Genomic DNA, 21,436 nt, shown 5'->3' on the forward strand with positions numbered 1-21,436 from the left:
CGGCTGAACGATCGCGGCTGTAGCCGCTCCCACAAGGCCGCTCCCACAAGGCCGCTCCCATTACGGTGCTCTACAGGGGCTGCGCCACAAACGGCGCCCTGCAACCGGTGCCCTGCAACCGGTGCCCTACAACGGCTGCTCTACAAACCGGTGCCCTGCAGCGGCTGCCCTTGGGGGCGGTCGGCGGGCAGCGTGCCGCCTTCGGCGATGCCGGCCGCGACCGGTTCGCCGCCGCGGCCGGGGCAGCCCCAGTTGAGGATCGGCGTGCCCGGCGGCAGCGCGCGGCGGAAGCGTTCGATCGAGCCCGGCTTCGGATTCACCACCACCGGCCGGCCCGCGCCGAGCAGCAGCGGCAGGTCCGCCCAGGAGTCGGAATAGGCGGCGTCGATGTCGCCCCAGCCGCGCTCGCGCAGCATCCGCATTTTTTCTTCGTTGTGGCAGTGGCGCGCGGCGACCACGGCGCCGAAGCGTGGGCCGGCCAGGGTGCCGACCACCGGCACGTCCTCGTGGGCGACGAAGGACAGGATGGCGCGCGCCAGCTCCGGCGGCGCGCCCGTCGCCACCACCACGCGGTCGCCGCGCTGGCGGTGGGCGTGGAAGACCTCCAGCGCCACCGGCAACAGGCGGCCGCGGATCCCCTCGACGTGGCCGGCGACGTAGGCATCGATCAGCGCATCGAGCTCGCGCACGCGTCTGAAGCCCACGGTCCCCGCCCAGACGAAGCCCGAGATGCCGATGCGGCGCGTCGGCAGGAAGGCGACCATCGGCCCGAAGACCGGCGCCAGGAGCAGCGCCAGCAGACGGCGCCACCAGGCGCGCTTGATCAGCCAGGCAAAGAGGTGGCTGCCGGAGTCGCCGTCGTAGAGGGTGTGGTCGAAGTCGAAGACGACCAGGGGGGCGTCGTCGCGCGGGGCCGCGTAGCGCTGCGTTTCGCCGGGATTCGCCGCTGTAGCGGCTCCCACAACAGCACCGTGACCCGCTTTCGTGGGAGCGGCCATGGCCGCGAACCGGTCCCCGCTCACGTGCCGAACATCCCGCGCAGCGCCACGCCCGGGTCGGGCGCACGCATGAAGGCCTCGCCCACCAGGAAGGCATCGATGCCGGCGCCGCGCAGCAGCGCGACGTCGCCCGCGGTCATGACGCCGCTCTCGGTCACCAGGCGGCGGCCCTGCGGCGCCTGCGCCTTGAGCGCGAGCGAGGTGTCGAGCGACACGTCAAAGGTGCGCAGGTCGCGGTTGTTGATGCCCAGCAGCGGCGCACGACCATCGACCGACGGCAGGCGCAGGGCGCGTTCGAACTCGTCGGCGTCGTGGACCTCGGCCAGCACGTCCATGCCCAGCTCCAGCGCCTGCGCGCACAGGTCGTGCAGGCGCGCATCGTCCAGGCCGGCCAGGATCAGCAGCACGCAGTCGGCGCCAAGCACGCGGGCCTCGTCGACCTGGTAGCCGTCGACGATGAAGTCCTTGCGCAGCACCGGCAGCGAGCACGCGTCGCGCGCCTGCCGGAGGTAGTCGTCGGCGCCCTGGAAGAAGTCGACGTCGGTGAGCACCGAGAGGCAGGCCGCGCCGCCGGCCTCGTAGCTGCGCGCGATCGCGGCGGGATCGAAATCCTCGCGGATCACGCCCTTGGACGGGCTGGCCTTCTTGACCTCGGCAATCACCGCGGCGTGGCCGGCGGCGATCTTCGCTTCAAGCGCAGCGGCGAATCCGCGCAACGGCGGCGCGTCGGCCAGGCGCATGAAGATCTCGGCACGCGACACGCGCAGGTTGCGCTCGGCGACCTCCTCCAGCTTGCGCGCGAGGATGCGCGCGAGAACGTCCGGCGCCTGGATCGTGCTCATGGCGTGCTCCCTTCAGCCGGCTCCCCGGCATCGATCGCGGCTGTAGCCGCTCCCACGGAAGAGTCCCCGCACGCTGTGGAAGCAACCATGGGAGCCGCTGTGGGAGCGGTGGCGGGAGCCGCTCTGGAGGCGGTGGCGGGAGCCGCTGTGGGAGCGGCCATGGCCGCGATCGCGCCGGCGCCCAGCTCGCGCGTGGCGGCGACGAATTCATCCAGCTTCGCCTTCGCCGCGCCAGAAATGATCGTCTCCCGCGCCAGCTCCACGCCGCTGGCGATCGAATCCGCCACGCCCGCGACATACAGCGCCGCGCCGGCGTTGAGCGACACGATCCGCCCCGGCAGGCCGTCGGCGTCGATGATCGCCTCCAGCACCATGGCCTTCGACTCCTCCGCGCCATCCACCCTCAGGTTGCGGCTGGCCGCCATCGGGATGCCGAAGTCTTCCGGATGGATCTCGTACTCGCGCACCTTGCCGTCGCGCAGCTCGCCAACCAGCGTCCCGGCGCCAAGCGAAATCTCGTCCATGCCGTCGCGGCCCCAGACCACCAGCGCGCGTTCGGCGCCCAGCTCCTGCAGCACCCGCACCTGGATGCCGACGAGATCCGGATGGAACACGCCCATCAGGATCGCCGGCGCATCGGCCGGATTGGTCAGCGGCCCGAGGATGTTGAACAGCGTGCGCACGCCCATCTCGCGACGCACGGGCGCAACGACCTTCATCGCCGGGTGGTAGGCCGGCGCATACATGAAGCCGATGCCCGAGCGCGCGATGGACTCCGCCACGGCCCCGGGCGACAGTTCGATCGTCGCGCCCAGGGCCTCGTACGCATCGGCGCTGCCCGAGGTCGACGAGACGCTGCGCCCGCCGTGCTTGGCCACGCGCCCGCCGGCGGCCGCGATCACGAAACTCGAGGCCGTGGAAATGTTGAAGGTGTTGGCGCCGTCGCCGCCGGTGCCGACGATGTCGACCAGGTGCGTGCGGTCCGCGACGTCCACCTTGCGCGCCAGCTCGCGCATCGCGCGCGCCGCGCCGGTGATCTCGCCCACCGTTTCCTTCTTCACCCGCAGCGCGATCATGATCGCGGCCGTCATCTGCGGGGACACCTCGCCGCGCATCATCTGGCGCATGAGGTCGAACATCTCGTCCTCGAAGATCTCGCGGTGCTCGATGGTGCGCTGCAGGGCTTCCTGGGGGGTGATCGGCATGTCGGGAACTGGCTTCTGTCGGCGGTGGGGGATGCGGGAGCGCCGCGCGCGGCGCCGGTCCGGCGGCTGCCTCAGGCGTCGAGGAAATTCTTCAGCAGCGCGTGGCCGTGCTGGCTGAGGATCGACTCCGGGTGGAACTGCACGCCCTGGACGGGGTGCTCGCGGTGGCGCAGGCCCATGATCTCCTCGCGGCTGCCATCGTCGTTCTCGGTCCAGGCCGTGACTTCAAGGCAGTCCGGCAGGCTTGCCTGCTCCACCACCAGCGAATGGTAGCGCGTGGCCTCGTAGGCGTCCGGCAGCCCGGCGAACACGCCGCGGCCGGCGTGGCGGATCGGCGAGGTCTTGCCGTGCATGATCCGGCCGGCGCGCACCACGCGGCCGCCGTAGGCCTGGCCGATCGCCTGGTGCCCGAGGCAGACGCCGAGGATCGGCGTGGTCGCGCCCAGGCGTTCGATCATCTCGACCGACACCCCCGCGTCGTCGGGCGTGCACGGACCCGGCGAGATCACGATGTGGCTGGGCCGGCGACGCGCGATGTCGTCGACCGTCAGCGCATCGTTGCGCACCACCTCCACCTCGGCGCCCAGCACCTGCAGGTACTGCACGAGGTTGAAGGTGAAGCTGTCGTAGTTGTCGATCATCAGCAGCATGTGCGCCGCATCCAGTGGGTTTGGAGGAGGGGGCCGCACATTCTCCCCGAACGCCCGCCCGCACGCGCGTTCACATTCGCTGCCCACGGCCGCCGCTAGCCTGCCCGGAGCATGCAGCGGCCCGCGGGGGGACCGCCATCCACACGAGGGGAGCACCATCGCGAGCACCGTGTCCCGCGTCCCGCCGTTGCAGGGCCTTCCCGTGCTGGCCGCGCTCGCGCTGGCGGCAACCGGCTGCGCCGGCCCGCAGTCCACGCTGGACCCCGCCGGCCCCGCCGCCGAGGCCATCGCCGGCATCTGGTGGGCGATGTTCTGGGGCGCGATGGCGGTCTGGCTGCTGGTCATGGCGCTGGTGAGCTGGGCGCTGTTCCGCGGCCGCAACACGCGTGCGCTGGCGAAGCCGCAGCGGCTGATCGTCGGAGGTGGCCTGCTGCTGCCGCCGGTACTGCTGGCGGGGCTGCTGGTCTACGGCTCGGTGTCCAGCGCGCGCATCACCGGGCTCGGCCAGGAGGTCGATGCGCGCGTGGACGTGGTCGCCGGGCGCTGGCGCTGGCACTTCCGCTACTACGACGACGCCGGCCGTGTAGTGGGCGAATCGCTCGACGTGCTGTCGATGCCGCGCGGGCGCCTGGTCGAGTTCCGCATCACCAGCGCCGACGTCATCCACTCCTTCTGGATCCCACGCCTGGGCGGCAAGATCGACGCCGTGCCCGGGCGCGTGAATCGCCTGCGCCTGCGCGCCGACGGCGGTGGCCGCATCCGCGGCCAGTGCGCGGAATACTGCGGCACCGGGCACACCAGGATGGCCTTCGAAGTGCTGGTGCAGGACGATGCCGCCCACGCCGACTGGCTCGCACGCACGCCCGGCTCCGGCGTCCCGGCCGCGGTGGCGCGCGCCGACGCGGCCGCCATCGCGACGCTGGATGCGCTTGCCTCGGGTGGCGCACGCCGCGTCGACGCCGTGGACGACGCCGACGCCGCGGGGACATCGCAATGACCGCTTCGGCCAGCCCTGCCGCGACGCCGGATGACGAGCGTCTCCAGGCGCTCCACGACACCTGGTCCACTCCCCCTGGCTGGCGCGGCCGGCTGACCGCGGTCAACCACTCCACCATCGGCATGCGCTTCATCGTCACCGGCCTGGCCTTCTTCCTGGTCGGCGGCCTGCTGTCGATGTTCATCCGGTTGCAGCTGGCCTGGTTCGGCAACGAGGTGCTGGACCCGCAGCGCTACGCCGAGTTCGTGACCATGCACGGCACCACGATGATGTTCCTGTTCGCGGTGCCGGTGATGGAAGGCTTCGCGCTGTACCTGGTGCCGAAGATGCTCGGCGCGCGCGACCTGCCCTTCCCGCGGCTCTCGGCCTTCGGCTACTGGTGCTACCTGTTCGGCGGCCTGTTCCTGTACTCCAGCTTCCTGTTCGACGCGGTCCCGGACTCGGGCTGGTTCATGTACGTGCCGCTGACCGACGCCACCTGGTCGCCCGGGCTCAACGCCGACTTCTGGCTGATCGGCGTGACCTTCTCCGAGATTGCCGCGGTCGCCGCCGCGGTGGAGATGATCGTCGCCATCCTCATCGGCCGCGCGCCGGGCATGGACCTGCGCCGCATCCCGCTGTTCGCCTGGGCGATGCTGGTGACCAGCTTCATGATCGTGTTCGGCTTCCCGCCACTCATCCTTGCCAGCATCCTGCTCGAGATCCAGCGCGCCTTCGGGTTCGTGTTCTTCGATCCGGCGCTGGGTGGCGATCCGCTGCTGTGGCAACACCTGTTCTGGCTGTTCGGCCACCCGGAGGTCTACATCATCTTCCTGCCGGCGGCGGGCGTGGTGTCGATGGTGGTGTCGACCTTCGCGCGCCGGCCGATGGTCGGCTACACCTGGATCGTGCTCGCGCTGGTGGCCACCGGTTTCCTCAGCTTCGGGCTGTGGGTGCACCACATGTTCGCGGTCGGCATCCCGCTGCTGGCACTGGCCTTCTTCAGCGCCGCGAGCATGGCGGTCGCGATCCCGATGGGCATCCAGGTGTTCGCGTGGATCGCGACGCTGTGGGCGGGCCGGCCGTGGCTGCGCGTGCCGACGCTGTACCTGTTCGGCTTCTTCTTCGTCTTCGTGCCCGGCGGGCTCACCGGCGTGATGGTGGCGATGGTGCCCTTCGACTGGCAGGCGCACGACAGCCACTTCGTGGTCGCGCACCTGCACCACGTGCTGATCGGCGGGCTGATGTTCCCGCTGTTCGCGGGCCTCTACTACTGGCTTCCGCTGGCCAGCGGACGCGAGCCTTCCGAAAGCCTCAGCCGCACCGCGTTCTGGCTGGTCTTCATCGGCTTCAACATGACCTTCCTGCCGATGTACCTGACCGGCCTGCTGGGCATGCCGCGGCGGGCCTATACCTACCTCCCGGAGCTGGGCTTCCACTGGCTCAACCTGGTGTCCACGGCGGCGGGCTTCGTGCTGGCCGTGGGCATGGTCGCGGTGCTGCTGGACGTGGCGATGAGCTTCCGGCACGGGCCGCGCAGCCGGCGCAATCCATGGCGCGCCGGCACGCTGGAGTGGGCGCTGGAACACCCGGTGCCGAACTTCAATTTCGCCTCGGTGCCGCAGGTACGGGGCCGGGATCCGCTGTGGGCCGATCCCATGCTGGCCGAAGCCAGCGCGCGGACGGACGGGCTCCTGGGCGATGCGCGCCACGGCATACGCGAATTGCTCGGAACGAGCCTGCTCGACGCGCGGCCGGAGCAGGTGATCCGCGTCTCCGGCCCGACCTGGATGCCGCTGCTGGCCGCGCTGGTGCTGGCGGCGCTCCTGGCCTGCTTCATCGCCAAGCTGTATTGGGGCGCGCTGCTCATGCTGGCGCCGCTGCTGGTGCTGCTGTGGCGCTGGGCATGGACGACGGGCGACCCCGGCGGCCCGGACGCGGTCGAGGCCGGACCCGGGCTGGTGCTGCCCTCGCAGGGCGCGGCGCGCAACGCGCCCGGCTGGTGGGCGCTGGTGATGTCGCTCCTGGTGGACGGCTCGCTGTTCGCCTCGCTGGTCTTCAGCTACTTCTACCTGTGGCTGGGGACCGGCACCTGGCCGCCGGCGGGCATCGGCCTCGCCGGCTGGCCCGCGATGCTTGCGTCGCTGGCGCTGCTGCTCGCCTGCGCGGCGACCACGCGCTTCGCCTCGCGCACGCTGGCCAAGGACCGCCCGGTGCAGGCGGCGGCCGGCTGGATCGCCACCCTCGCGTGCGGCGCGGCCTTCGTCGCGGCGCACGCCTGGGCGATGGCACCGACCGGCGCACCGGGTGACCACGCCTACGCCTCGGTGGCGTGGACGCTGGCGGGATTCCACATCGTGCACGTGCTGCTGGCGATGCTGTTCGCGGCCTTCGTGGCAGCGCGCCTGCGCCGCGGCCTGGCCACCGCGGCGCGGCCGCTCGAAGCCCGCGTCACCGCCGCCCTCTGGCGCTACACCGTGGCGCAGGGCCTGTTGGCATGGGCCGTGCTGCACCTGTTCCCGAGGCTGATATGAGCGGCGCGCTTTCGCCCTACAGGCTGACCGGCATCGGCGCGCCCATGGCGGTGTGGGCGCTGCACCTGGTGGCGGTGTATTCGCTGCAGGGCGTGGCCTGCGCGGAAGGCCTCGACGGGCCGCGCTTTGCAGGCCTGGAGGCGCTGGCCTGGTGGCTTGTGGCCCTGACCGCGGTCGCGATGGCGATGCTCGCATGGCTTGGCCTGCGCGCATGGCGCGGCTGGCACGCGGCGCGCGCGGAGGCATCGATGCCCAGGCTCGCCGCGCGCCGCCGCTTCGCCGCGGCGGTGGCCGGCGCACTCTCGGTCATGGCCGCGGTCGCGATCTGCTTCACCACCATCCCTGTCCTCCTGCTGCCCGGCTGCGCCTGACATGCCCGCTCCGCTTCGCCCGCCCGAACCACCGCAGACCAGCCGCACCGTCGAGAGCAAGGTGGCGATCCTGAAGCATCCGGTGCACCCGATGCTGGTGGTGTTCCCCATCGCGTTCCTGATCGTGGTCGCGCCCGCCGACCTGCTGTTCCTGTGGAGCGGCCTGCCCTTCTGGGCCCAGCTCGGCGCGGTGCTCAACGGCGCAGGCCTGGCCCTGGGCCTGGTGGCCGGCGCGGTGGGCCTGGTCGACCTGCTGCTGATCCCCGTCGTGCGCCGGCACGTTTCGGCCTGGAGCCATGCGATGGCGGCGGTGATGCTGCTCGCGGTCGCGGCCGGAAACGCCTGGCTGCGCTGGCCCGACCCGGTGGCGGCGGTCTGGCCCTGGGGCCTGCTGCTGTCATCGCTGATGGCGGTGCTGGTGGGCGTAGCCGGCTGGCTGGGCGGCGGACTGAGCTTCCACCACGGCATCGGCGTCGCCGGGGGTGCCGGCGGGGATGACGATGGACCCGATGCGCCGCCGCGGGCCTGAGGCGGGCCTGCCCCGGCACGCGACCTCAGCGCGGGCCGGTCTCGACGCCGGGCGGCGCCGGCAGGTCGCCGACGGTGAGCGGCTTGGCTCCGGTGAGCGCGGCGATCGCGAGCAGCGCCAGCAGCGGCGCCCAGCCAAGGATCCGGTAGAACGCGGCACCGTGGCGGCTGCGTCCCTGGCCGAGCTGGTACAGCATCATTCCCGCGTAGAGATGCAGCATCACCACGATGGCCACCAGCACCAGCTTCATCACCAGCCACGCGCCGGTGGGGCCGTAGGCGATCAGCGTCATGCCGGTCGCCACGGCGACCAACGCGGCCGGCGAGGCCACGCGGAAGAAGATGCGGTTGGCGACCACGGTGAAGTACACGCTGGCGGCATCGCGCTCGCCACGATGGTGCGCGACCATCAGCCGCGGCAGGAAGAACAGGCCCGCGAACCACAGGACCATCGCCGATACATGCAGCATCTTCAGCCAGAAGTACATGGCAATTCCCCGGAAGGTCCGGCGCAGTGTGTCCTGACGGGCGCGAAGCGGCCGTGTGCGCCGTCATTTTCCTTCGCGGCGGGCCACCCGTTCACGGGCAATCTCTCGGTGCGTGCATGTGCGTCGCGCGGATCACGCACTGGATCACGCGCCCTCGCCTGCGCGGCCCTCCTGGCCGCCACGGCCGGACCCGCGTTCGGGCATGCAGGCCATGACCACCCGCCCACGCTTGCCACCGCGTGGACGCCGACGTCCTGGCTGCTGCTGCCGCTGGCGGCGTGGATCCTGCTGTACGCGGTGGGGCTTTCGCGGCTGTGGCGGCGCGCGGGCGTGGGCACCGGGGTCGGCGTGGGCGGAGCAGCCGTGGCAGTGGCCGGCGTCGTAGTGCTGCTGCTTTCGACCACTTGGCCGCTGGACGCCTATGGCGAGTGGTCGCTGGCCGCGCATATCGCCCAGCACATGCTGCTGCTCGCCTTCGTGCCGCCGCTGCTGCTGGCCGGCAAGCCGCTGGCGGTCGCAGCGCACGCGCTGCCGATGCGCGCCTCGGCCTGGCTGCACCGGCGCCTGGGCACGGCGTCGACGGCCGCCGCCGCTTCACTGACCGCGGCCTCGGTGGTCCACGGCGCGGTGCTCTGGGGCTGGCACCTGCCGGTCGCCGCCACCGCGGCGCTGGAGAGCGATCCGGTGCACTGGGCGATGCACGGCACGTTCCTCGCATCGGGCCTGTGGCTGTGGGCAGCCATGTGGCGTCGCATCCGCGACCCGCACGTGGGCTCCGGCGCCGGCGTGGTGGCGATGGTGGCGGTGATGATGCAGATGGGCTTCCTCGGCGCGCTGCTGACCTTCGCCACCCGGCCGCTCTACCCGGTTTATGCCGAGCGCGCGCCGCAGCTCGGCCTCGACGTCATGGCCGACCAGCAGCTGGCCGGGGTGTTGATGTGGGTGCCGAGCTGCATCCCCTACCTTGCCGGCGCGATGTGGCTGCTTTGGCACGGCTTCGCGCGGCTGTCGCGCCGGGAACGCGGATCGCCGGTGCCCTGACCTGGATCATGGCCGGCGGCCCCATCGCGGGCGCACGCTTCCGGTCCCGACCGTCCGATCCGAGGAGACCGCCATGAGCGACGCCGCTACCATCGCGCCCGAGTACACCGCGCACCCGTTCGACGCCCGCGGCATCGCCCGCCGCTTCCGCCACTCGGCGATCTTCGGCGCGCTGGGCGCCCTGCAGCCGGGCGAGGCGATGCGCTTCGTCAACGACCACGACCCGCTGCCGCTGCTGTCGCAGCTGGTGGACCGCTTCGGCGACCGGGTAGAGATCGCCTACCGCCAGCGCGAGCCCGGCGCGATCGTGATCGACTTCATCGTCAAGGCCTGAGCCGCAGCCATACCGGCACGCTTCGCCCGGATAACCGCGGTGCCGGGGCGGGGCCTCAGAGCCCCTTCGCCGCCTGCGCCACCGCCCGGAACAGCGCGCGTCCCTTGTTCATCGTCTCCTCCCACTCCTTCACCGGATCGGAGTCGTAGACGATGCCGGCGCCGGCCTGGACGTGCAGGCGGCCGTCCTGGATCACCGCGGTGCGGATCGCGATCGCCATGTCGGCGTCGCCGTTCCAGGCGATGTAGCCGATGCTGCCGGCATAGACGTTGCGCCTTGTCGGCTCCAGTTCGCGGATGATCTCCAGCGCGCGGATCTTCGGCGCGCCGCTGACCGTGCCCGCGGGGAAGGTCGCGCGCAGCACATCGGTATACGACAGGCCCTCGCGCACCTTGCCCGTGACCTCGCTGACGATGTGCATGACGTGGCTGTAGCGCTCCACCACGAACTGCTCGCCGACCTCGACCGTGCCCGGCGCGGAGACGTGGCCGACATCGTTGCGCCCGAGGTCGATCAGCATCAGGTGCTCGGCGCGCTCCTTGGGATCGGCCAGCAGTTCCGCTTCCAGTGCGGCATCCTCGGCCGGCGTGGCGCCGCGCGGACGGGTGCCGGCGATCGGACGCACGGTGATTTCCCCGCCCTGCATGCGCACCAGGATCTCCGGCGAGCTGCCGACCACCTGGGTACCGCCGACGTCGAGGAAGTACATGTACGGCGACGGATTGAGCGCCCGCAGTGCGCGGTAGACATCCACCGGCCGCGCCTGGAACGGTACCGACAGCCGCTGCGACAGCACCACCTGGAACACGTCGCCGCCGGCGATGTACTCCTTCACCTTCGCCACTGCGTCGATGAAACCGTCGCGGGTGAAGCCGGAGACGAAGTCGCCTTCGTCCAGCGCCGCCGGATGCAGGGTTTCCGGATAGCCGGTGCCGGCCTGGCGCAGGCGGTGCACCAGGGCGTCGAGCCGGCGCTGTGCGCGCACCAGCGCCTGCGGCTCGCGCGGATCGGCGTGCACCACCAGGTACAGGCGGCCCTTCAGGTTGTCGAACACCGCCAGTTCGTCGCACTGCATCAGCAGGATATCGGGCGTGTCGAGGTCGTCGCGCAGCCCCACGTCCGCGGCCAGGCGTGGTTCGATGTAGCCGATGGTCTCGAAGCCGAACCAGCCCACCAGCCCACCGCTGAAACCCGGCAGGCCTTCGATCTCGGGCACCGAATGCCCTGCGCGCAGGCGCTCGACCTCGGCCAGGGGATCGGCGACCTCGCGCTCGTCCACGATCTCGCCGTGCTCGCGCAGCGCGTAGCGGTGGCCACGGAACTCGTGCACGCGGGTGGCCGGCAGGCCGATGATCGAGTAGCGGCCGAAGCGCTCGCCGCCTTCGACCGATTCGAACAGGCAGCTGTGCGGGCCGTCCGCCAGCTTCAGGTAGACCGAGAGCGGCGTGTCGAGGTCGGACAGCACCTCGCGCAGCACCGGGATGCGGGTGTGGCCGGCGGCGGCGTGCTGGTGGAACTGGTCGGGCGTCATCGTGGCTCCGTGGAAGATGCGTCGGCGTCGCCCCGGGAAAGCAGCGCACAGTCCAACGGCAGGTGCATGCGCAGCCGGCGGGCAACGGTTTCGGCGCGGAAACGGCGCCCTTCCACCGGCTCGCCGTCGAGGTTGATCGTCATCGGCTGCACGGCCTCGATCTCCAGCCACGGCAGGCGCGCACGCACGGCCACGCGTTCAAGCGCGGCACCGCGACCTTCGGCCAGCACCGTGCCGAGCGTGGCCGCGACCTCGCCTTCCAGGTCGGGGACGACGGTGACGTCGAGCAGCCCGTCGTCGACCAGGGCATCGGGACACAGCGCCTGGCCACCGCCGGCCTGGCGGCCGTTGCCGATGCCAAGCGCGATGAATCCACCTTCCCATTCGAACCCGGGACCGCTCAGGCGCGCGGCGATCGGATCGATCCGTCCAAGGCGGGCCAGCCCCGTCACCAGGTAGGCCAGGCCGCCAAGCAGCTTCTTCAGGCCTTCGTCGGTATCGACCGTCACCTGGGTGCCGAAGCCGGCACTGGCGAGGTTGGCCGCCCAGTGCGTCCCGTCCGCGCTCTCCAGCCGCAGCAGGTCGATGTCGCGCGCGGGCTCCGCCAGCAGCAGCTCGAGCGCGGCCAGGGGCGCGTCGGGGATGCCCGCGGCCGAGGCGAAATCGTTGGCCGTGCCCATCGGCACCAGCCCCAGCGCCGGCAGCGCGCCGGCCCCGGCATTCCGCCCGGCCAGCGCGGTCACGATTTCGCTCAGCGTGCCATCACCGCCGGCGGCAACGATGGCGTCGACGCCGTCCGCGACCGCGATGTCCACGCAGCGCGCGCCGTCGCCGTGCTCCCAGGTCACGCGCACCCCGATGTCCACGCCGCGCTTGCGGAGCGCTTCCACCGCCTCGCGCAGCGCGTCGTCGCCCGCGGCCTTGCCGTTGATGACCAGCAGCCAGCGGGGCGCGCTCATGCCTGCGGCCGGACGCAGCGATCGCAGGCGGGGCGGACGCTCACGGGGCGGCGGCGCCGCCCGCCCGGGCGACCTCGCGGCGCATCCGCGAGACCACGTCGGCGTAGTCCGGCGTGCCGAAGATCGCCGAGCCTGCGACGAAGGTGTCCGCGCCCGCAGCCGCGATCGCGCCGATATTGTCGGGCTTCACCCCGCCGTCGATCTCCAGGCGCACCTCGCGCCCGCTGGCGACGATGCGCTCGCGCACCTTGCGCAGCTTGTCGAGCGCCGAGGGAATGAAGCCCTGGCCGCCGAAGCCCGGGTTCACCGACATCAGAAGCACCAGGTCGAGTTCGTCCAGCACGTAGTCCAGCACGTCGACCGGCGTCGCCGGGTTCAGCACCAGGCCTGGCTTGCAGCCCGCCGCGCGGATCAGCTGGATGGTGCGGTGCACGTGCTGGCTGGCTTCGGGATGGAAGCTGATGAGCGTGGCGCCGGCCTCGGCGAAGTCGCCGACGATGCGGTCCACCGGCGACACCATCAGGTGGACGTCGATCGGCGCGGTGACGCCGTGCTTGCGCAGCGCGCTGCACACCAGCGGGCCAATGGTCAGGTTGGGCACGTAATGGTTGTCCATCACGTCGAAGTGCACCCAGTCCGCGCCGGCGGCGAGCACGTTGTCCACCTCCTCGCCAAGGCGGGCGAAGTCCGCGGACAGGATGGACGGGGCGATGACGGTGGGCAGCATGGCGGACTCGCAGCGTGGCGGAGGGACGACGCCGGCCGCGCGCGCTGGCCGGGGCGCCGGACCGGGAACGGTGATTCTACCGGGGCCCGCCCTGGCGGCGGCCGCGTGTCTTGCGGATCCGGTCGTAGGCGCGGTTGATCTCGGCCGCCTTGCGCTGGGCCTGTTCCAGCAGCTCCGGCGCGGCGCCGGCCAGGCGGTCGGGGTGGTACTGCGACATCAGCCGGCGGTAGGCGAGGTCGACCTCGGTCTCGCTGGCCTCCGGACCCAGGCCGAGGACGCTCCAGGCATCGTGGTCGGGGCGCCGGAACCAGTCGCTGTCGAACGCGTGCCCGATCAGCAGGCCGATGAGGCCACCGGCCGGATGCCGCATCAGCAGCCAACCGGCGATGAATCCGAGGAGTTTTCCGTACCAGCGCTTCATGCGCGTGATTCTAGCGTCCCGGGTCGCATAAACACCGCGCATCGCTACAATGCCCCCCCGAAGGCCCCAAGACGACCCATGGCAACGACCCTGCTCGAAGCCCACCTTCCCGGGCTCGAACTGCTCCATCGCGGCAAGGTCCGCGACGTGTACGCGCTTCCCGCAGGCTCCGGCCCGGATGCGCTCGGCCCGCTGCTGCTGATGGTCGCCACCGACCGCCTCAGCGCCTTCGACGTGGTGCTGCCCGACCCCATCCCCGGCAAGGGCGAGATGCTCTGCCAGGTCTCGAACTTCTGGTTCGACCGCACCGAGCACCTCGTGCGCAACCACCTCACCGGCATCGACGTGGCCTCGGTACTGCCCGAAGGCGTGGACCACGCGACCTATCGCCTGCGTTCGGTGGTCACCCGCCGGCTGAAGCCGGTGCCGGTCGAGGCCATCGCGCGCGGCTACCTGATCGGCAGCGGCTGGAAGGACTACCAGCGCACCGGGCGCGTGAGCGGCATCGCCCTGCCCGACGGCCTGCGCCAGGCGGAACGGCTGCCGCAGCCGATCTTCACCCCTTCGACCAAGGCCGCCGCCGGCGACCATGACGAGAACATCGACTTCGACACCATGGTGCGCACGATCGGCGCCGAGCTGGCCGAACAGGTGCGCGACGCGAGCCTGCGCCTCTATGCCTTCGCGGCGGACTACGCGGCGGAGCGCGGCATCATCCTGGCCGACACCAAGTTCGAGTTCGGTACCGACGCCGACGGCCGCCTGTACGTGATGGACGAGATGCTCACGCCAGACTCCTCGCGCTACTGGCCCGCCGATGCCTACGAGGTCGGCAGCAGCCCGCCGAGCTACGACAAGCAGTTCGTGCGCGACTGGCTGGAGACGCTGGACTGGGACAAGACCGCGCCGGGTCCGCGCCTGCCCGCGGACGTGATCGAACGCACCCGCGCCAAGTACGCCGAGGCGCTGCAGCAGCTGGCCGGCATAGACATCGACGCGGCCGGCTGAGCCGGAACCCGCGGCGGCCCCTACAAAGAGGGTCCGGTCTGCTGGAGGCCGGCGGCATGTAGGGCGCCGGTGATGGCGGTGCGCGCGGCGTCGAGCGTTTCGCTGCGCGGCACGATGCGCGTGCGACGGTCGAGGGTCTGCGCCAGGCCCTGCGCCACCAGTTCGCCGTGGGCGGTGGCCAACGCTTCGGCGGTGGCCGGGTCGAGCAGGCCGGCCTCGCGGCAGGCCAGGACCAGCTCGCGCGTCGACCGCGGCGCGAGCAGCGCCGGATGTGCCGCGGCGTGACCGAGCACCAGCGCCTGCAGCAGGAACTCCAGGTCCACCAGCCCGCCTTCGCCCTGCTTCAGGTCGAACAGGCCGTCGCGGCCGCGGTCGAGTTCGCCGCGCATGCGCGCACGCATCGCCGCCACGTCCGCGGCCAGCGCCGGCCAGTCGCGCTGGCGCCCCAGCGCCGCCGCGCGCACGCCTTCGAACGCAGCGCACAGGCCCGCGTCGCCGGCCACGCAGCGGGCGCGCACCAGGGCCTGGTGCTCCCAGGTCCAGGCGCGCTCGCGCTGGTACTCGCCGTAGGCCGAGAGCGAGGACACCAGCAGGCCGCTGCCGCCGTCCGGACGCAGGCGGACGTCGACTTCGTACAGGCGGCCGGCGCCGGTGATCGTGCCCAGCAGGAGCACGATCTTCTGCGCGAAGCGCGCGAACCAGCGCTGCGCTTCGAGCGGGCGCGCGCCGTCGGACAGGGCGTCGGCGGGCGCGTCGTACAGGAACACCAGGTCGAGGTCGGAGCCGATGCCAAGCTCCTCGCCGCCCAGGCTGCCGTAGCCGATGGCGGCGAACGGTGCGCCGGCCACCACGCCGTGCGCGGGACGCATCTCGCGCCGTGCCAGTTCGACCACGGTGGCGAGCACGCCGTCGGCCAGCTGCGTCAGCTGGCGCGCGCTGTCGACGGCGGCCATGCGTCCGTCCAGCGTGGCCAGGGCGATGCGGAAGCTCAGCGCCTGGCGGGTCTCGTTGAGAGTGAACAAGGCACCCTCGATGTCATCGCGCTGAAGCGCGGCCGCGCAGGCGGCATCGATCTGCCTGCGCCCGGGCATCGGTCCGTCCACGCGCGCATCCAGCAGCTCGTCCAGCAGCAGCGGGTGCGCGGCGACGCGTTCGGCGAGGAAGGCGCTGCGGGTCACCAGGTCGATCAGCCGCGACAGCGCCGCGGGCTGTTCGTCCAGCAGGGCCAGGTAGCTGGCGCGCCGCAGGATGTTGTGCAGCAGGGCCAGCAGCCGGCGCATGGCCTGCAGCGGGCGATCGGCCGGCGCGCTGGCCTGGAGCATCACCGGCATCACCCGGTCCAGGCGCGCGCGCGCGGCGTCGGACAGGTCGCGCACGCTGGGCGAGCGCACGAAGTCGCGCAGGGCGGCATCGACCTCGCCCGCGTCGCCGAAGCCGGCCGCGGCCAGCACCGCGGCGTCGCCGCCCTCGGGCAGCGCGCGCCAGTAACCGGCCAGGTCGCCGCTGACAGCGCCGCGTGATTCGTCGCGATGCGCGAGCAGGGCATCGAACTCGGCGGCCACGCGTTCGCGCCGCGGTTCCAGCGCGGCAAGCAATGCGTCCCAGTCGGCGTGGCCCAGGCCTTCGGCGATGCGCAACCGGTCCAGCGGCCCGGTCGGCAGCACGTGGGTCTGCGCATCGCGCAGCATCTGCAGCCGGTTCTCGACCCGGCGCAGGAACAGGTAGGCTTCGGCGAGCTCGTCCGCGGCAGCCGGCTCGACCTGGCGCGCGGCGCACAGGGCATCGAGCATCGGCAGCAGGCTGCGGCCGCGCAGCGCCGCCTCGCGGCCACCGCGGATCAACTGCAGCGCCTGCACCAGGAACTCGATCTCGCGGATGCCGCCGGGCCCGCGCTTGATGTCGTCGGCCAGGTCCTTGCGCGCGACTTCGGCCGCGATCGCCGCCTTCATCTCGCGCAGCCCCGCCAGCGCGCCGTAATCGAGGTAACGCCGGTACACGAAGGGCCGCAGCGCCACCAGGAAGCGCTCGCCGGCGTCGATGTCGCCCGCTACCGGCCGCGCCTTCTGCCAGGCGTAGCGCTCCCAGTCGCGGCCTTCGCGCTGGAAGTACTGCTCCATCGCCGCGAAGCTCAGCGCCACCCGGCCGGCGTTGCCAAAGGGGCGCAGGCGCAGGTCGACGCGGTGGCAGAAGCCATCGGCGGTCTGCTCGTCGAGCAGCTTCGCCAGCGCGCGGCCCAGGCGGGCGAAATAGTCCTCGGCGGCGAGCGGACGCGCGCCGTCGCTTTCACCGGCTTCGGCATAGGCGTAGACGAGGTCGACGTCGGAACTGAAGTTCAGTTCGCCGCCGCCCAGCTTTCCCAGGGCGAACACGACCAGCCGGACCGGCGCACCGCTGCCATCGCGGACCACGCCGTGGCGCGCGGCCAGCTGGGTTTCCACCGCGGCCAGCCCGAGCTGCAGGCAGGCCTCGGCCAGGCGCGTGCTCCCGGCGAGGGTCTCGCCCACCGCGTCCAGCCCGGCCAGGTCGCGCCAGACCAGGCGCGCCGAGGCGGCATGCCGCCAGGTGCGCAGCTGGCCCGGCCAGGCGTCGGGCGCGTCCGGATCCAGCCGGGGTGGCTCGATGGGCGCGGACGGATCCTCCAGCAGCGCCTCCAGCACCCGCGGCTGGCGCGCGAAGACCCCGGCCGCGAAGTCGCTCGCGGCCACCACCCGCCGCAGCGGCTCGCCGCCCCGCCGGACCAGCCCATCGTCCAGCAGGGCCAGCAAGCGGTCGACGTGGGCGCGAAGCAGCGCGGGGGCGTCCTGGGGGGTCACCGGATCCATCCGCCGATTGTGGCACCGGCTCCGGCCGCACGCCGCACCTGCCGGGGCCGGGACAAAAAAAAGCCCGAAACGGCGGACCGCTTCGGGCTTTGCTCCCTCCCCCACGTCGGGTGCAGGACGATCGTGAAGGAAACGTTATGCAACTTGCACGCTGCAGCGCAAAACGAGACTCGCCAGTTCAGGAATTGCGGGCCGACCGGACGGGCAGCGGGCCGCGGCCGAAGTCACGCAGCAGCTCGCGGGCGGCATTGCGCCCCGGAAGGCCGGTGACGCCACCGCCCGGATGCGTGCCGGAACCGCACAGGTACAAGCCCTTGAAGGCGCCGCGGTAATTTCCCTGCCCCAGCAGCGGTCGAGCCGAGAACAGCTGGTCGAGGCCCAGCGAGCCGTGGAAGATGTCGCCGCCGACCAGGCCGAAGCGACGCTCCAGGTCCAGCGGCGACAGCGCCTCGTAGCCGAGCACGCTGCGCGCGAAGTTGGGCGCCACGCCGTCGACGGTGTCGATCATCAGCCGGGCCACGGCGTCGCGGTGCAGGTCCCAGCCGCCGTCGACGTCCGGATGGACGTGCTGGCAGAACAGGCTCGCCACGTGCCGGCCCGGAGGCGCGAGGCTGTCGTCCAGGGTCGACGAGATCACCAGTTCGACGATCGGGGCGCGCGACCAGCCAGCGTTGTGCTCTTTCGACTTCGCATCGAAAAATGCCTGCTCGAAATAGCGCAGCGAGGGTCCGACCAGGATGCCGCTCTGGTGGTGCGGCTGCAGCGCTGTGCCGGGCGCGGCGCTGAAGTCGGGCAGCTCGGACAGCGCCACGTTCATGCGGAAGGTGCCGGAGCCGCAGCGGTAGCGCGCGATGCGCTGCGCGGTGTCCCCGTCGAGCTGCGCGTGCGGCACGAGCTTCGTGTACAGCAGCTTGGGGTTGAGGTTGCTGGCGACTGCCCTGGCACGCAGCTCGCGGCCGTCGGCCAAGGCCACGCCCACGGCGCGGTCACCGACCAGCAGCAGCTGGGCGACTTCGATCCCGGTCTCGACCACGACGCCCCGCACCGCGCATTCGGCCGCCATCGCCTGCGTGATCGCACCCATGCCGCCGATCGCATGCCCCCACGCACCCTGCTTGCCGTTGACCTCGCCGAACACGTGGTGCAGCAGCACGTAGGCACTGCCGGGCGTGTAGGGGCTGGCGAAATTGCCGACGACCGAATCCCAGCCCAGCGCGGCCTTCAGCGGATCGGACTCGAACCAGTGGTCGAGCAGTTCGCCGGCGGACTTGGTGAACAGGTCCAGGAGGTCGCGCCGGCCGCGCATGTCGAGGTGGCGCAGGCGCCGCGCGACTGACACCGACGCCAGCCAGTCGGCCAGCACGAAGCCATCTGAAACGTTCGGCGGCGTGAGCAGCATCAGCTCGCGCAGCACGGAGACCACGCGCTCCAGCATCGCGAAGTACCGCGGCAGCCGTTCGGCATCGCGCGCCGACCACCTGGCCACCTCGGCCTGGCCGTGCTCGCCGCCCAGGCGGAAGGCGCGGCCGTCGGGCAGCGGCAGGAAGTTCGAGAACGGCCGCTCGACCACGCGCAGCCCGTGCTCTGCAAGGCGCAGGTCGGCGATCACCCGCGGGTTGAGCAGGCTCACCGTGTAGCTGGCCACCGAGTTGCGGAAGCCGGGATGGAATTCCTCGGTCACCGCGGCGCCGCCGACGATGCCGCGGCGCTCCAGCACCCTTACCTTCAGTCCCGCGCCGGCCAGGTAGGCGGCGCAGACCAGGCCGTTATGGCCGCCGCCGATGATCAGGACGTCGTCGGCCTCGGCCATGCCCGTCAGCCTTCCGCGTTGCCGATCGGAGCGCGTGCGGCCAGCAAGGCCTCCACTTCGTCGGCCAGGCGCGCCGCGGCATCGGGGCGGCCAAGGCGCGTGGCCGCCGCGGCGGCTTCGGCAAGGCGCAGGCCGTCCTGGTACGCCGCGGCGCCGTGGCCGGGTCGCGCATCCGCCCGCGCACCCGCCTCCGCGAACAGGTCCTGCAGGCGCGCCGCCAGGGCTTCGGCGGTGAAGCCGCCATCGTCCTCGCGCATGCACCAGCCCGCGCCCATGCGCTCGAGCGCCAGCGCGTTGCCACGCTGCTCATCGCGCGAACCACCCTGCGGGATCGGCACCAGGATCGCGGGACGTCCCACCACCAGCAGGTCGGCGATGGTGGTCGCGCCGGCGCGGGTCACGACCAGATGGGCGTCTCCCAGCTGCGCGGCCATGTCGTCGAAGAAGGGCCGCAGGTCCACCCGGATGCCGGCGTCGCGCAGCGTCGCGCCGATGGCATCGGCATCGTCCCCGCGGTACTGCAGCGACACCTGCAGCCGCTTGCGCAGTGCCTCGGGCAGGGCCAGCAGCGCCGGCGGCACGACGCGGCCGAAGACCGCGGCACCCTGGCTGCCGCCCACCACCAGCAGGCGCAGCGGCGCGTCGTCGGCCAGCGGCGGATACGGCGCGCTGGCCGCCGTCAGGATGTCCGCGCGCACCGGGTTGCCGGTTTCCACCAGCTTGCCCTGCGCGGCGGCGTCGACGCCTCCGATGTCGCCGAACGAAGTCGCCACGCGATCGGCGAAGCCCAGCAGCCTGCGGTTGGCCAGGCTCAGCCGCGAGCCCTGCTCGTGCAACAGCAGCGGCAGGCCGAGGCTGCGCGCGGCCAGCGCCGGCGCGAAGCTTGGATAGCCGCCGAAGCCCGCCAGCAAGCGGACGCCGCGCCGCTTCATGTCCCCGCGCGCCGTGGCCGTGGCGCGCAGGATCACCGCGGCCGCCGCGAGCTTGCCGCCGATGCCTCCGGCCAGGCTGCGCGCCGGCAGCACGAGGTGCGGCAGCCCCTCCAGCGCCTGCGTGAAACGGGCGCCGCGCGCTTCCGTGTAGATGACCACGCCATGCCCGCGCGCCTGCAGCTCGCGCGCCAGCGCCTCGGCGGGAAACAGGTGGCCGCCGGTGCCGCCCGCGGCAAGGCCGATCGTGGCGCGCGGGGCGCGCCGGATGTCATCGTGCATGCGGACGCCTCAGTGCGCTTCCGCGGGCGCCTTGCCGCGGATCCGGTGGAACAGGCTGGCCGCGCCCACCACGAGCGCGCCCACCAGCATGCCCACCACGAGGCTGGCGCCGGTGTCCGCCACGAAGCCCGGCAGGCCCCAGCCCTCCATCACCTCGACCAGGTGGTGCAGGGCATCGATGTTGTGCACGAAGATGCCGCCACCCACCAGGAACATGGCGATGGTGCCGATGATGCCCAGCGCCTTCATCATCCACGGTGTCACGTAGAGCAGCGCGCGCCCCAGCGCCGGCACGAGCTTACCGGGCCGCTTGTCCATCCAGAGGCCGGCGTCGTCCATCTTCACGATCGCCGCGACCAGCCCGTAGATGAAGACCGTCACGCCCAGCGCGATCAGCGACAGCGCCACCGTCCGCGTCAGCAGCGACTCCTCGGCGACCACCGCCAGCGACAGCACGATGATCTCGGCGGAGAGGATGAAGTCGGTGCGCACCGCACCCTTGATCTTCTTCTTCTCCATCTCGATCGGGGTCTCGCCGGACGCCAGCACCGCCTGCGCCCGCGCCTCCGCGTCCGGCTTCGCGTGGGAGTGGAACAGCTTCTCCAGCACCTTCTCGAAGCCCTCGTAGCTGAGGTAGGCGCCGCCGACCATCATCAGCGGGATCACCAGCACGGGCGCAAGCCAGCTGATCAGCAGCGCCGCAGGCACCAGGATCAGCTTGTTGACCAGCGAGCCCTTGAACACGCCCCAGACCACTGGCAGCTCGCGGTTGGCCTTCACGCCGGCGACCTGCTGGGCATTGAGCGCGAGGTCGTCGCCGATCACCCCGGCGGTCTTCTTCGCGGCGGCCTTGGTCAGGATGGAGACGTCGTCGAGCAGGGTGGCGATGTCGTCGAGCAGGGTGAGCAGGGAGGCGCCGGCCATCAGAGCTCCGTCGGGGGCTGGGGAGGGCGGATTGTCGCACCGCGACCGGCCGGCTC

At 71.9% G+C, this 21,436-nt stretch carries 20 protein-coding genes; 7 read left to right on the top strand and 13 right to left on the bottom strand.

Translation table 11 applies throughout. The annotated features are described in order from the left end of the window. Nucleotides 1-140 precede the first annotated feature (140 nt). From WCE39_RS03300 to WCE39_RS03315, 4 genes are all read right to left on the bottom strand, one after another. Nucleotides 141-962, bottom strand: coding sequence for a haloacid dehalogenase-like hydrolase (locus WCE39_RS03300; RefSeq protein WP_343275291.1), 822 nt, complete (start codon nucleotides 960-962; stop codon nucleotides 141-143). A 56-nt stretch (nucleotides 963-1,018) separates the two neighbouring features. Further along, nucleotides 1,019-1,840 (bottom strand): indole-3-glycerol phosphate synthase TrpC, encoded by an 822-nt coding sequence (trpC, locus tag WCE39_RS03305; RefSeq protein ID WP_343275292.1) that lies wholly within the window; start codon nucleotides 1,838-1,840, stop codon nucleotides 1,019-1,021. After that, nucleotides 1,837-3,045, bottom strand: coding sequence for an anthranilate phosphoribosyltransferase (gene trpD / locus WCE39_RS03310; RefSeq protein ID WP_452299556.1), 1,209 nt, complete (start codon nucleotides 3,043-3,045; stop codon nucleotides 1,837-1,839). Before trpD ends, trpC begins: the two co-directional genes overlap by 4 nt. A 71-nt stretch (nucleotides 3,046-3,116) precedes the next feature. Continuing rightward, nucleotides 3,117-3,695, bottom strand: a complete 579-nt coding sequence (locus WCE39_RS03315; RefSeq protein ID WP_343275293.1) for an anthranilate synthase component II — start codon at nucleotides 3,693-3,695, stop codon at nucleotides 3,117-3,119. A gap of 169 nt (nucleotides 3,696-3,864) precedes the next feature. Here WCE39_RS03315 and WCE39_RS03320 point away from each other — a divergent pair, with 169 nt between their 5' ends. Genes WCE39_RS03320 through WCE39_RS03335 form a run of 4 tightly spaced genes read left to right on the top strand, consistent with a single transcriptional unit; the run spans nucleotide 3,865 to nucleotide 8,105 of the window. Then, entirely contained in the window at nucleotides 3,865-4,692 is an 828-nt protein-coding gene (locus WCE39_RS03320) for a cytochrome c oxidase subunit II (protein WP_343275294.1), read from the top strand. Further along, on the top strand, nucleotides 4,689-7,205 hold the full coding sequence (gene ctaD, locus WCE39_RS03325; RefSeq protein ID WP_343275295.1) for a cytochrome c oxidase subunit I: 2,517 nt from the start codon (nucleotides 4,689-4,691) through the stop codon (nucleotides 7,203-7,205). The genes WCE39_RS03320 and ctaD overlap by 4 nt, the downstream gene beginning before the upstream one ends. Continuing rightward, the gene (locus tag WCE39_RS03330; RefSeq protein ID WP_343275296.1) at nucleotides 7,202-7,576 is read left to right on the top strand and encodes a hypothetical protein; all 375 of its coding nucleotides are present in this window, start codon (nucleotides 7,202-7,204) and stop codon (nucleotides 7,574-7,576) included. Before ctaD ends, WCE39_RS03330 begins: the two co-directional genes overlap by 4 nt. Before the next feature lies 1 nt (nucleotide 7,577). Beyond that, nucleotides 7,578-8,105, top strand: a complete 528-nt coding sequence (locus tag WCE39_RS03335) for a DUF2231 domain-containing protein (RefSeq protein WP_343275297.1) — start codon at nucleotides 7,578-7,580, stop codon at nucleotides 8,103-8,105. A 25-nt stretch (nucleotides 8,106-8,130) separates the two neighbouring features. Here the strand turns inward: WCE39_RS03335 and WCE39_RS03340 are convergent, their stop codons facing one another. Further along, on the bottom strand, nucleotides 8,131-8,592 hold the full coding sequence (locus WCE39_RS03340; protein WP_343275298.1) for a CopD family protein: 462 nt from the start codon (nucleotides 8,590-8,592) through the stop codon (nucleotides 8,131-8,133). A gap of 108 nt (nucleotides 8,593-8,700) precedes the next feature. On the opposite strand from WCE39_RS03340, the gene WCE39_RS03345 reads away from it, so the two are divergent. Both WCE39_RS03345 and WCE39_RS03350 read left to right on the top strand, forming a co-directional pair. Continuing rightward, nucleotides 8,701-9,633, top strand: coding sequence for a cytochrome c oxidase assembly protein (locus tag WCE39_RS03345; protein WP_343275299.1), 933 nt, complete (start codon nucleotides 8,701-8,703; stop codon nucleotides 9,631-9,633). Nucleotides 9,634-9,706: 73 nt separating this feature from the next. After that, entirely contained in the window at nucleotides 9,707-9,967 is a 261-nt protein-coding gene (locus tag WCE39_RS03350; RefSeq protein ID WP_343275300.1) for a DUF2249 domain-containing protein, read from the top strand. Nucleotides 9,968-10,022: 55 nt separating this feature from the next. Here the strand turns inward: WCE39_RS03350 and trpE are convergent, their stop codons facing one another. The 4 genes from trpE to WCE39_RS03370 form a co-directional block, all read right to left on the bottom strand. Continuing rightward, the gene (gene trpE / locus WCE39_RS03355; RefSeq protein WP_343275301.1) at nucleotides 10,023-11,498 is read right to left on the bottom strand and encodes an anthranilate synthase component I; all 1,476 of its coding nucleotides are present in this window, start codon (nucleotides 11,496-11,498) and stop codon (nucleotides 10,023-10,025) included. After that, nucleotides 11,495-12,457 carry a lipid kinase YegS gene (gene yegS, locus WCE39_RS03360; RefSeq protein ID WP_343275302.1) on the bottom strand — a complete coding sequence of 321 codons (963 nt, stop codon included), beginning with the start codon at nucleotides 12,455-12,457 and terminating at the stop codon, nucleotides 11,495-11,497. The genes trpE and yegS overlap by 4 nt, the downstream gene beginning before the upstream one ends. Nucleotides 12,458-12,497: 40 nt before the next feature. Then, entirely contained in the window at nucleotides 12,498-13,184 is a 687-nt protein-coding gene (gene rpe, locus WCE39_RS03365) for a ribulose-phosphate 3-epimerase (protein WP_343275303.1), read from the bottom strand. Nucleotides 13,185-13,260: 76 nt separating this feature from the next. Continuing rightward, complete coding sequence (locus WCE39_RS03370; protein WP_343275304.1) at nucleotides 13,261-13,605, bottom strand: J domain-containing protein; 345 nt, start codon at nucleotides 13,603-13,605, stop codon at nucleotides 13,261-13,263. Nucleotides 13,606-13,683: 78 nt separating this feature from the next. Between WCE39_RS03370 and WCE39_RS03375 the strand changes: the two genes are divergently transcribed. Next, complete coding sequence (locus tag WCE39_RS03375; RefSeq protein WP_343275305.1) at nucleotides 13,684-14,613, top strand: phosphoribosylaminoimidazolesuccinocarboxamide synthase; 930 nt, start codon at nucleotides 13,684-13,686, stop codon at nucleotides 14,611-14,613. A gap of 20 nt (nucleotides 14,614-14,633) precedes the next feature. On the opposite strand, the gene glnE is transcribed toward WCE39_RS03375, so the two are convergent. The 4 genes from glnE to WCE39_RS03395 all read right to left on the bottom strand — a co-directional run bounded on the left by glnE (nucleotide 14,634) and on the right by WCE39_RS03395 (nucleotide 21,380). Next, nucleotides 14,634-17,435 carry a bifunctional [glutamate--ammonia ligase]-adenylyl-L-tyrosine phosphorylase/[glutamate--ammonia-ligase] adenylyltransferase gene (gene glnE, locus WCE39_RS03380; protein ID WP_452299557.1) on the bottom strand — a complete coding sequence of 934 codons (2,802 nt, stop codon included), beginning with the start codon at nucleotides 17,433-17,435 and terminating at the stop codon, nucleotides 14,634-14,636. 178 nt (nucleotides 17,436-17,613) lie between these two features. Continuing rightward, nucleotides 17,614-19,245 (bottom strand): phytoene desaturase family protein, encoded by a 1,632-nt coding sequence (locus WCE39_RS03385; RefSeq protein ID WP_343275307.1) that lies wholly within the window; start codon nucleotides 19,243-19,245, stop codon nucleotides 17,614-17,616. Between the two features lie 5 nt (nucleotides 19,246-19,250). Next, nucleotides 19,251-20,456 carry a UDP-N-acetylglucosamine--N-acetylmuramyl-(pentapeptide) pyrophosphoryl-undecaprenol N-acetylglucosamine transferase gene (locus WCE39_RS03390; protein ID WP_343275308.1) on the bottom strand — a complete coding sequence of 402 codons (1,206 nt, stop codon included), beginning with the start codon at nucleotides 20,454-20,456 and terminating at the stop codon, nucleotides 19,251-19,253. A 9-nt stretch (nucleotides 20,457-20,465) separates the two neighbouring features. Then, nucleotides 20,466-21,380: a DUF808 domain-containing protein gene (locus WCE39_RS03395; RefSeq protein ID WP_343275309.1), complete on the bottom strand. Its 915-nt coding sequence runs from the start codon at nucleotides 21,378-21,380 to the stop codon at nucleotides 20,466-20,468. Between the last annotated feature and the right edge of the window lie 56 nt (nucleotides 21,381-21,436).

The sequence above is a fragment of the Luteimonas yanweni genome (assembly GCF_039548475.1).
GTDB lineage: Bacteria > Pseudomonadota > Gammaproteobacteria > Xanthomonadales > Xanthomonadaceae > Luteimonas.

What these genes read in the sequence shown, in the direction of transcription:
- WCE39_RS03340 (WP_343275298.1), bottom strand. Translation starts at nt 8,592, where the DNA reads ATGTACTTCTGGCTGAAGATGCTGCATGTATCGGCGATGGTCCTGTGG.
- trpD (WP_452299556.1), bottom strand. Translation starts at nt 3,045, where the DNA reads ATGCCGATCACCCCCCAGGAAGCCCTGCAGCGCACCATCGAGCACCGC.
- WCE39_RS03375 (WP_343275305.1), top strand. Translation starts at nt 13,684, where the DNA reads ATGGCAACGACCCTGCTCGAAGCCCACCTTCCCGGGCTCGAACTGCTC.
- trpC (WP_343275292.1), bottom strand. Translation starts at nt 1,840, where the DNA reads ATGAGCACGATCCAGGCGCCGGACGTTCTCGCGCGCATCCTCGCGCGC.
- trpE (WP_343275301.1), bottom strand. Translation starts at nt 11,498, where the DNA reads ATGACGCCCGACCAGTTCCACCAGCACGCCGCCGCCGGCCACACCCGC.
- glnE (WP_452299557.1), bottom strand. Translation starts at nt 17,435, where the DNA reads ATGGATCCGGTGACCCCCCAGGACGCCCCCGCGCTGCTTCGCGCCCAC.
- WCE39_RS03315 (WP_343275293.1), bottom strand. Translation starts at nt 3,695, where the DNA reads ATGCTGCTGATGATCGACAACTACGACAGCTTCACCTTCAACCTCGTG.
- ctaD (WP_343275295.1), top strand. Translation starts at nt 4,689, where the DNA reads ATGACCGCTTCGGCCAGCCCTGCCGCGACGCCGGATGACGAGCGTCTC.
- WCE39_RS03385 (WP_343275307.1), bottom strand. Translation starts at nt 19,245, where the DNA reads ATGGCCGAGGCCGACGACGTCCTGATCATCGGCGGCGGCCATAACGGC.
- yegS (WP_343275302.1), bottom strand. Translation starts at nt 12,457, where the DNA reads ATGAGCGCGCCCCGCTGGCTGCTGGTCATCAACGGCAAGGCCGCGGGC.
- rpe (WP_343275303.1), bottom strand. Translation starts at nt 13,184, where the DNA reads ATGCTGCCCACCGTCATCGCCCCGTCCATCCTGTCCGCGGACTTCGCC.
- WCE39_RS03370 (WP_343275304.1), bottom strand. Translation starts at nt 13,605, where the DNA reads ATGAAGCGCTGGTACGGAAAACTCCTCGGATTCATCGCCGGTTGGCTG.
- WCE39_RS03395 (WP_343275309.1), bottom strand. Translation starts at nt 21,380, where the DNA reads ATGGCCGGCGCCTCCCTGCTCACCCTGCTCGACGACATCGCCACCCTG.
- WCE39_RS03330 (WP_343275296.1), top strand. Translation starts at nt 7,202, where the DNA reads ATGAGCGGCGCGCTTTCGCCCTACAGGCTGACCGGCATCGGCGCGCCC.
- WCE39_RS03335 (WP_343275297.1), top strand. Translation starts at nt 7,578, where the DNA reads ATGCCCGCTCCGCTTCGCCCGCCCGAACCACCGCAGACCAGCCGCACC.
- WCE39_RS03350 (WP_343275300.1), top strand. Translation starts at nt 9,707, where the DNA reads ATGAGCGACGCCGCTACCATCGCGCCCGAGTACACCGCGCACCCGTTC.
- WCE39_RS03390 (WP_343275308.1), bottom strand. Translation starts at nt 20,456, where the DNA reads ATGCACGATGACATCCGGCGCGCCCCGCGCGCCACGATCGGCCTTGCC.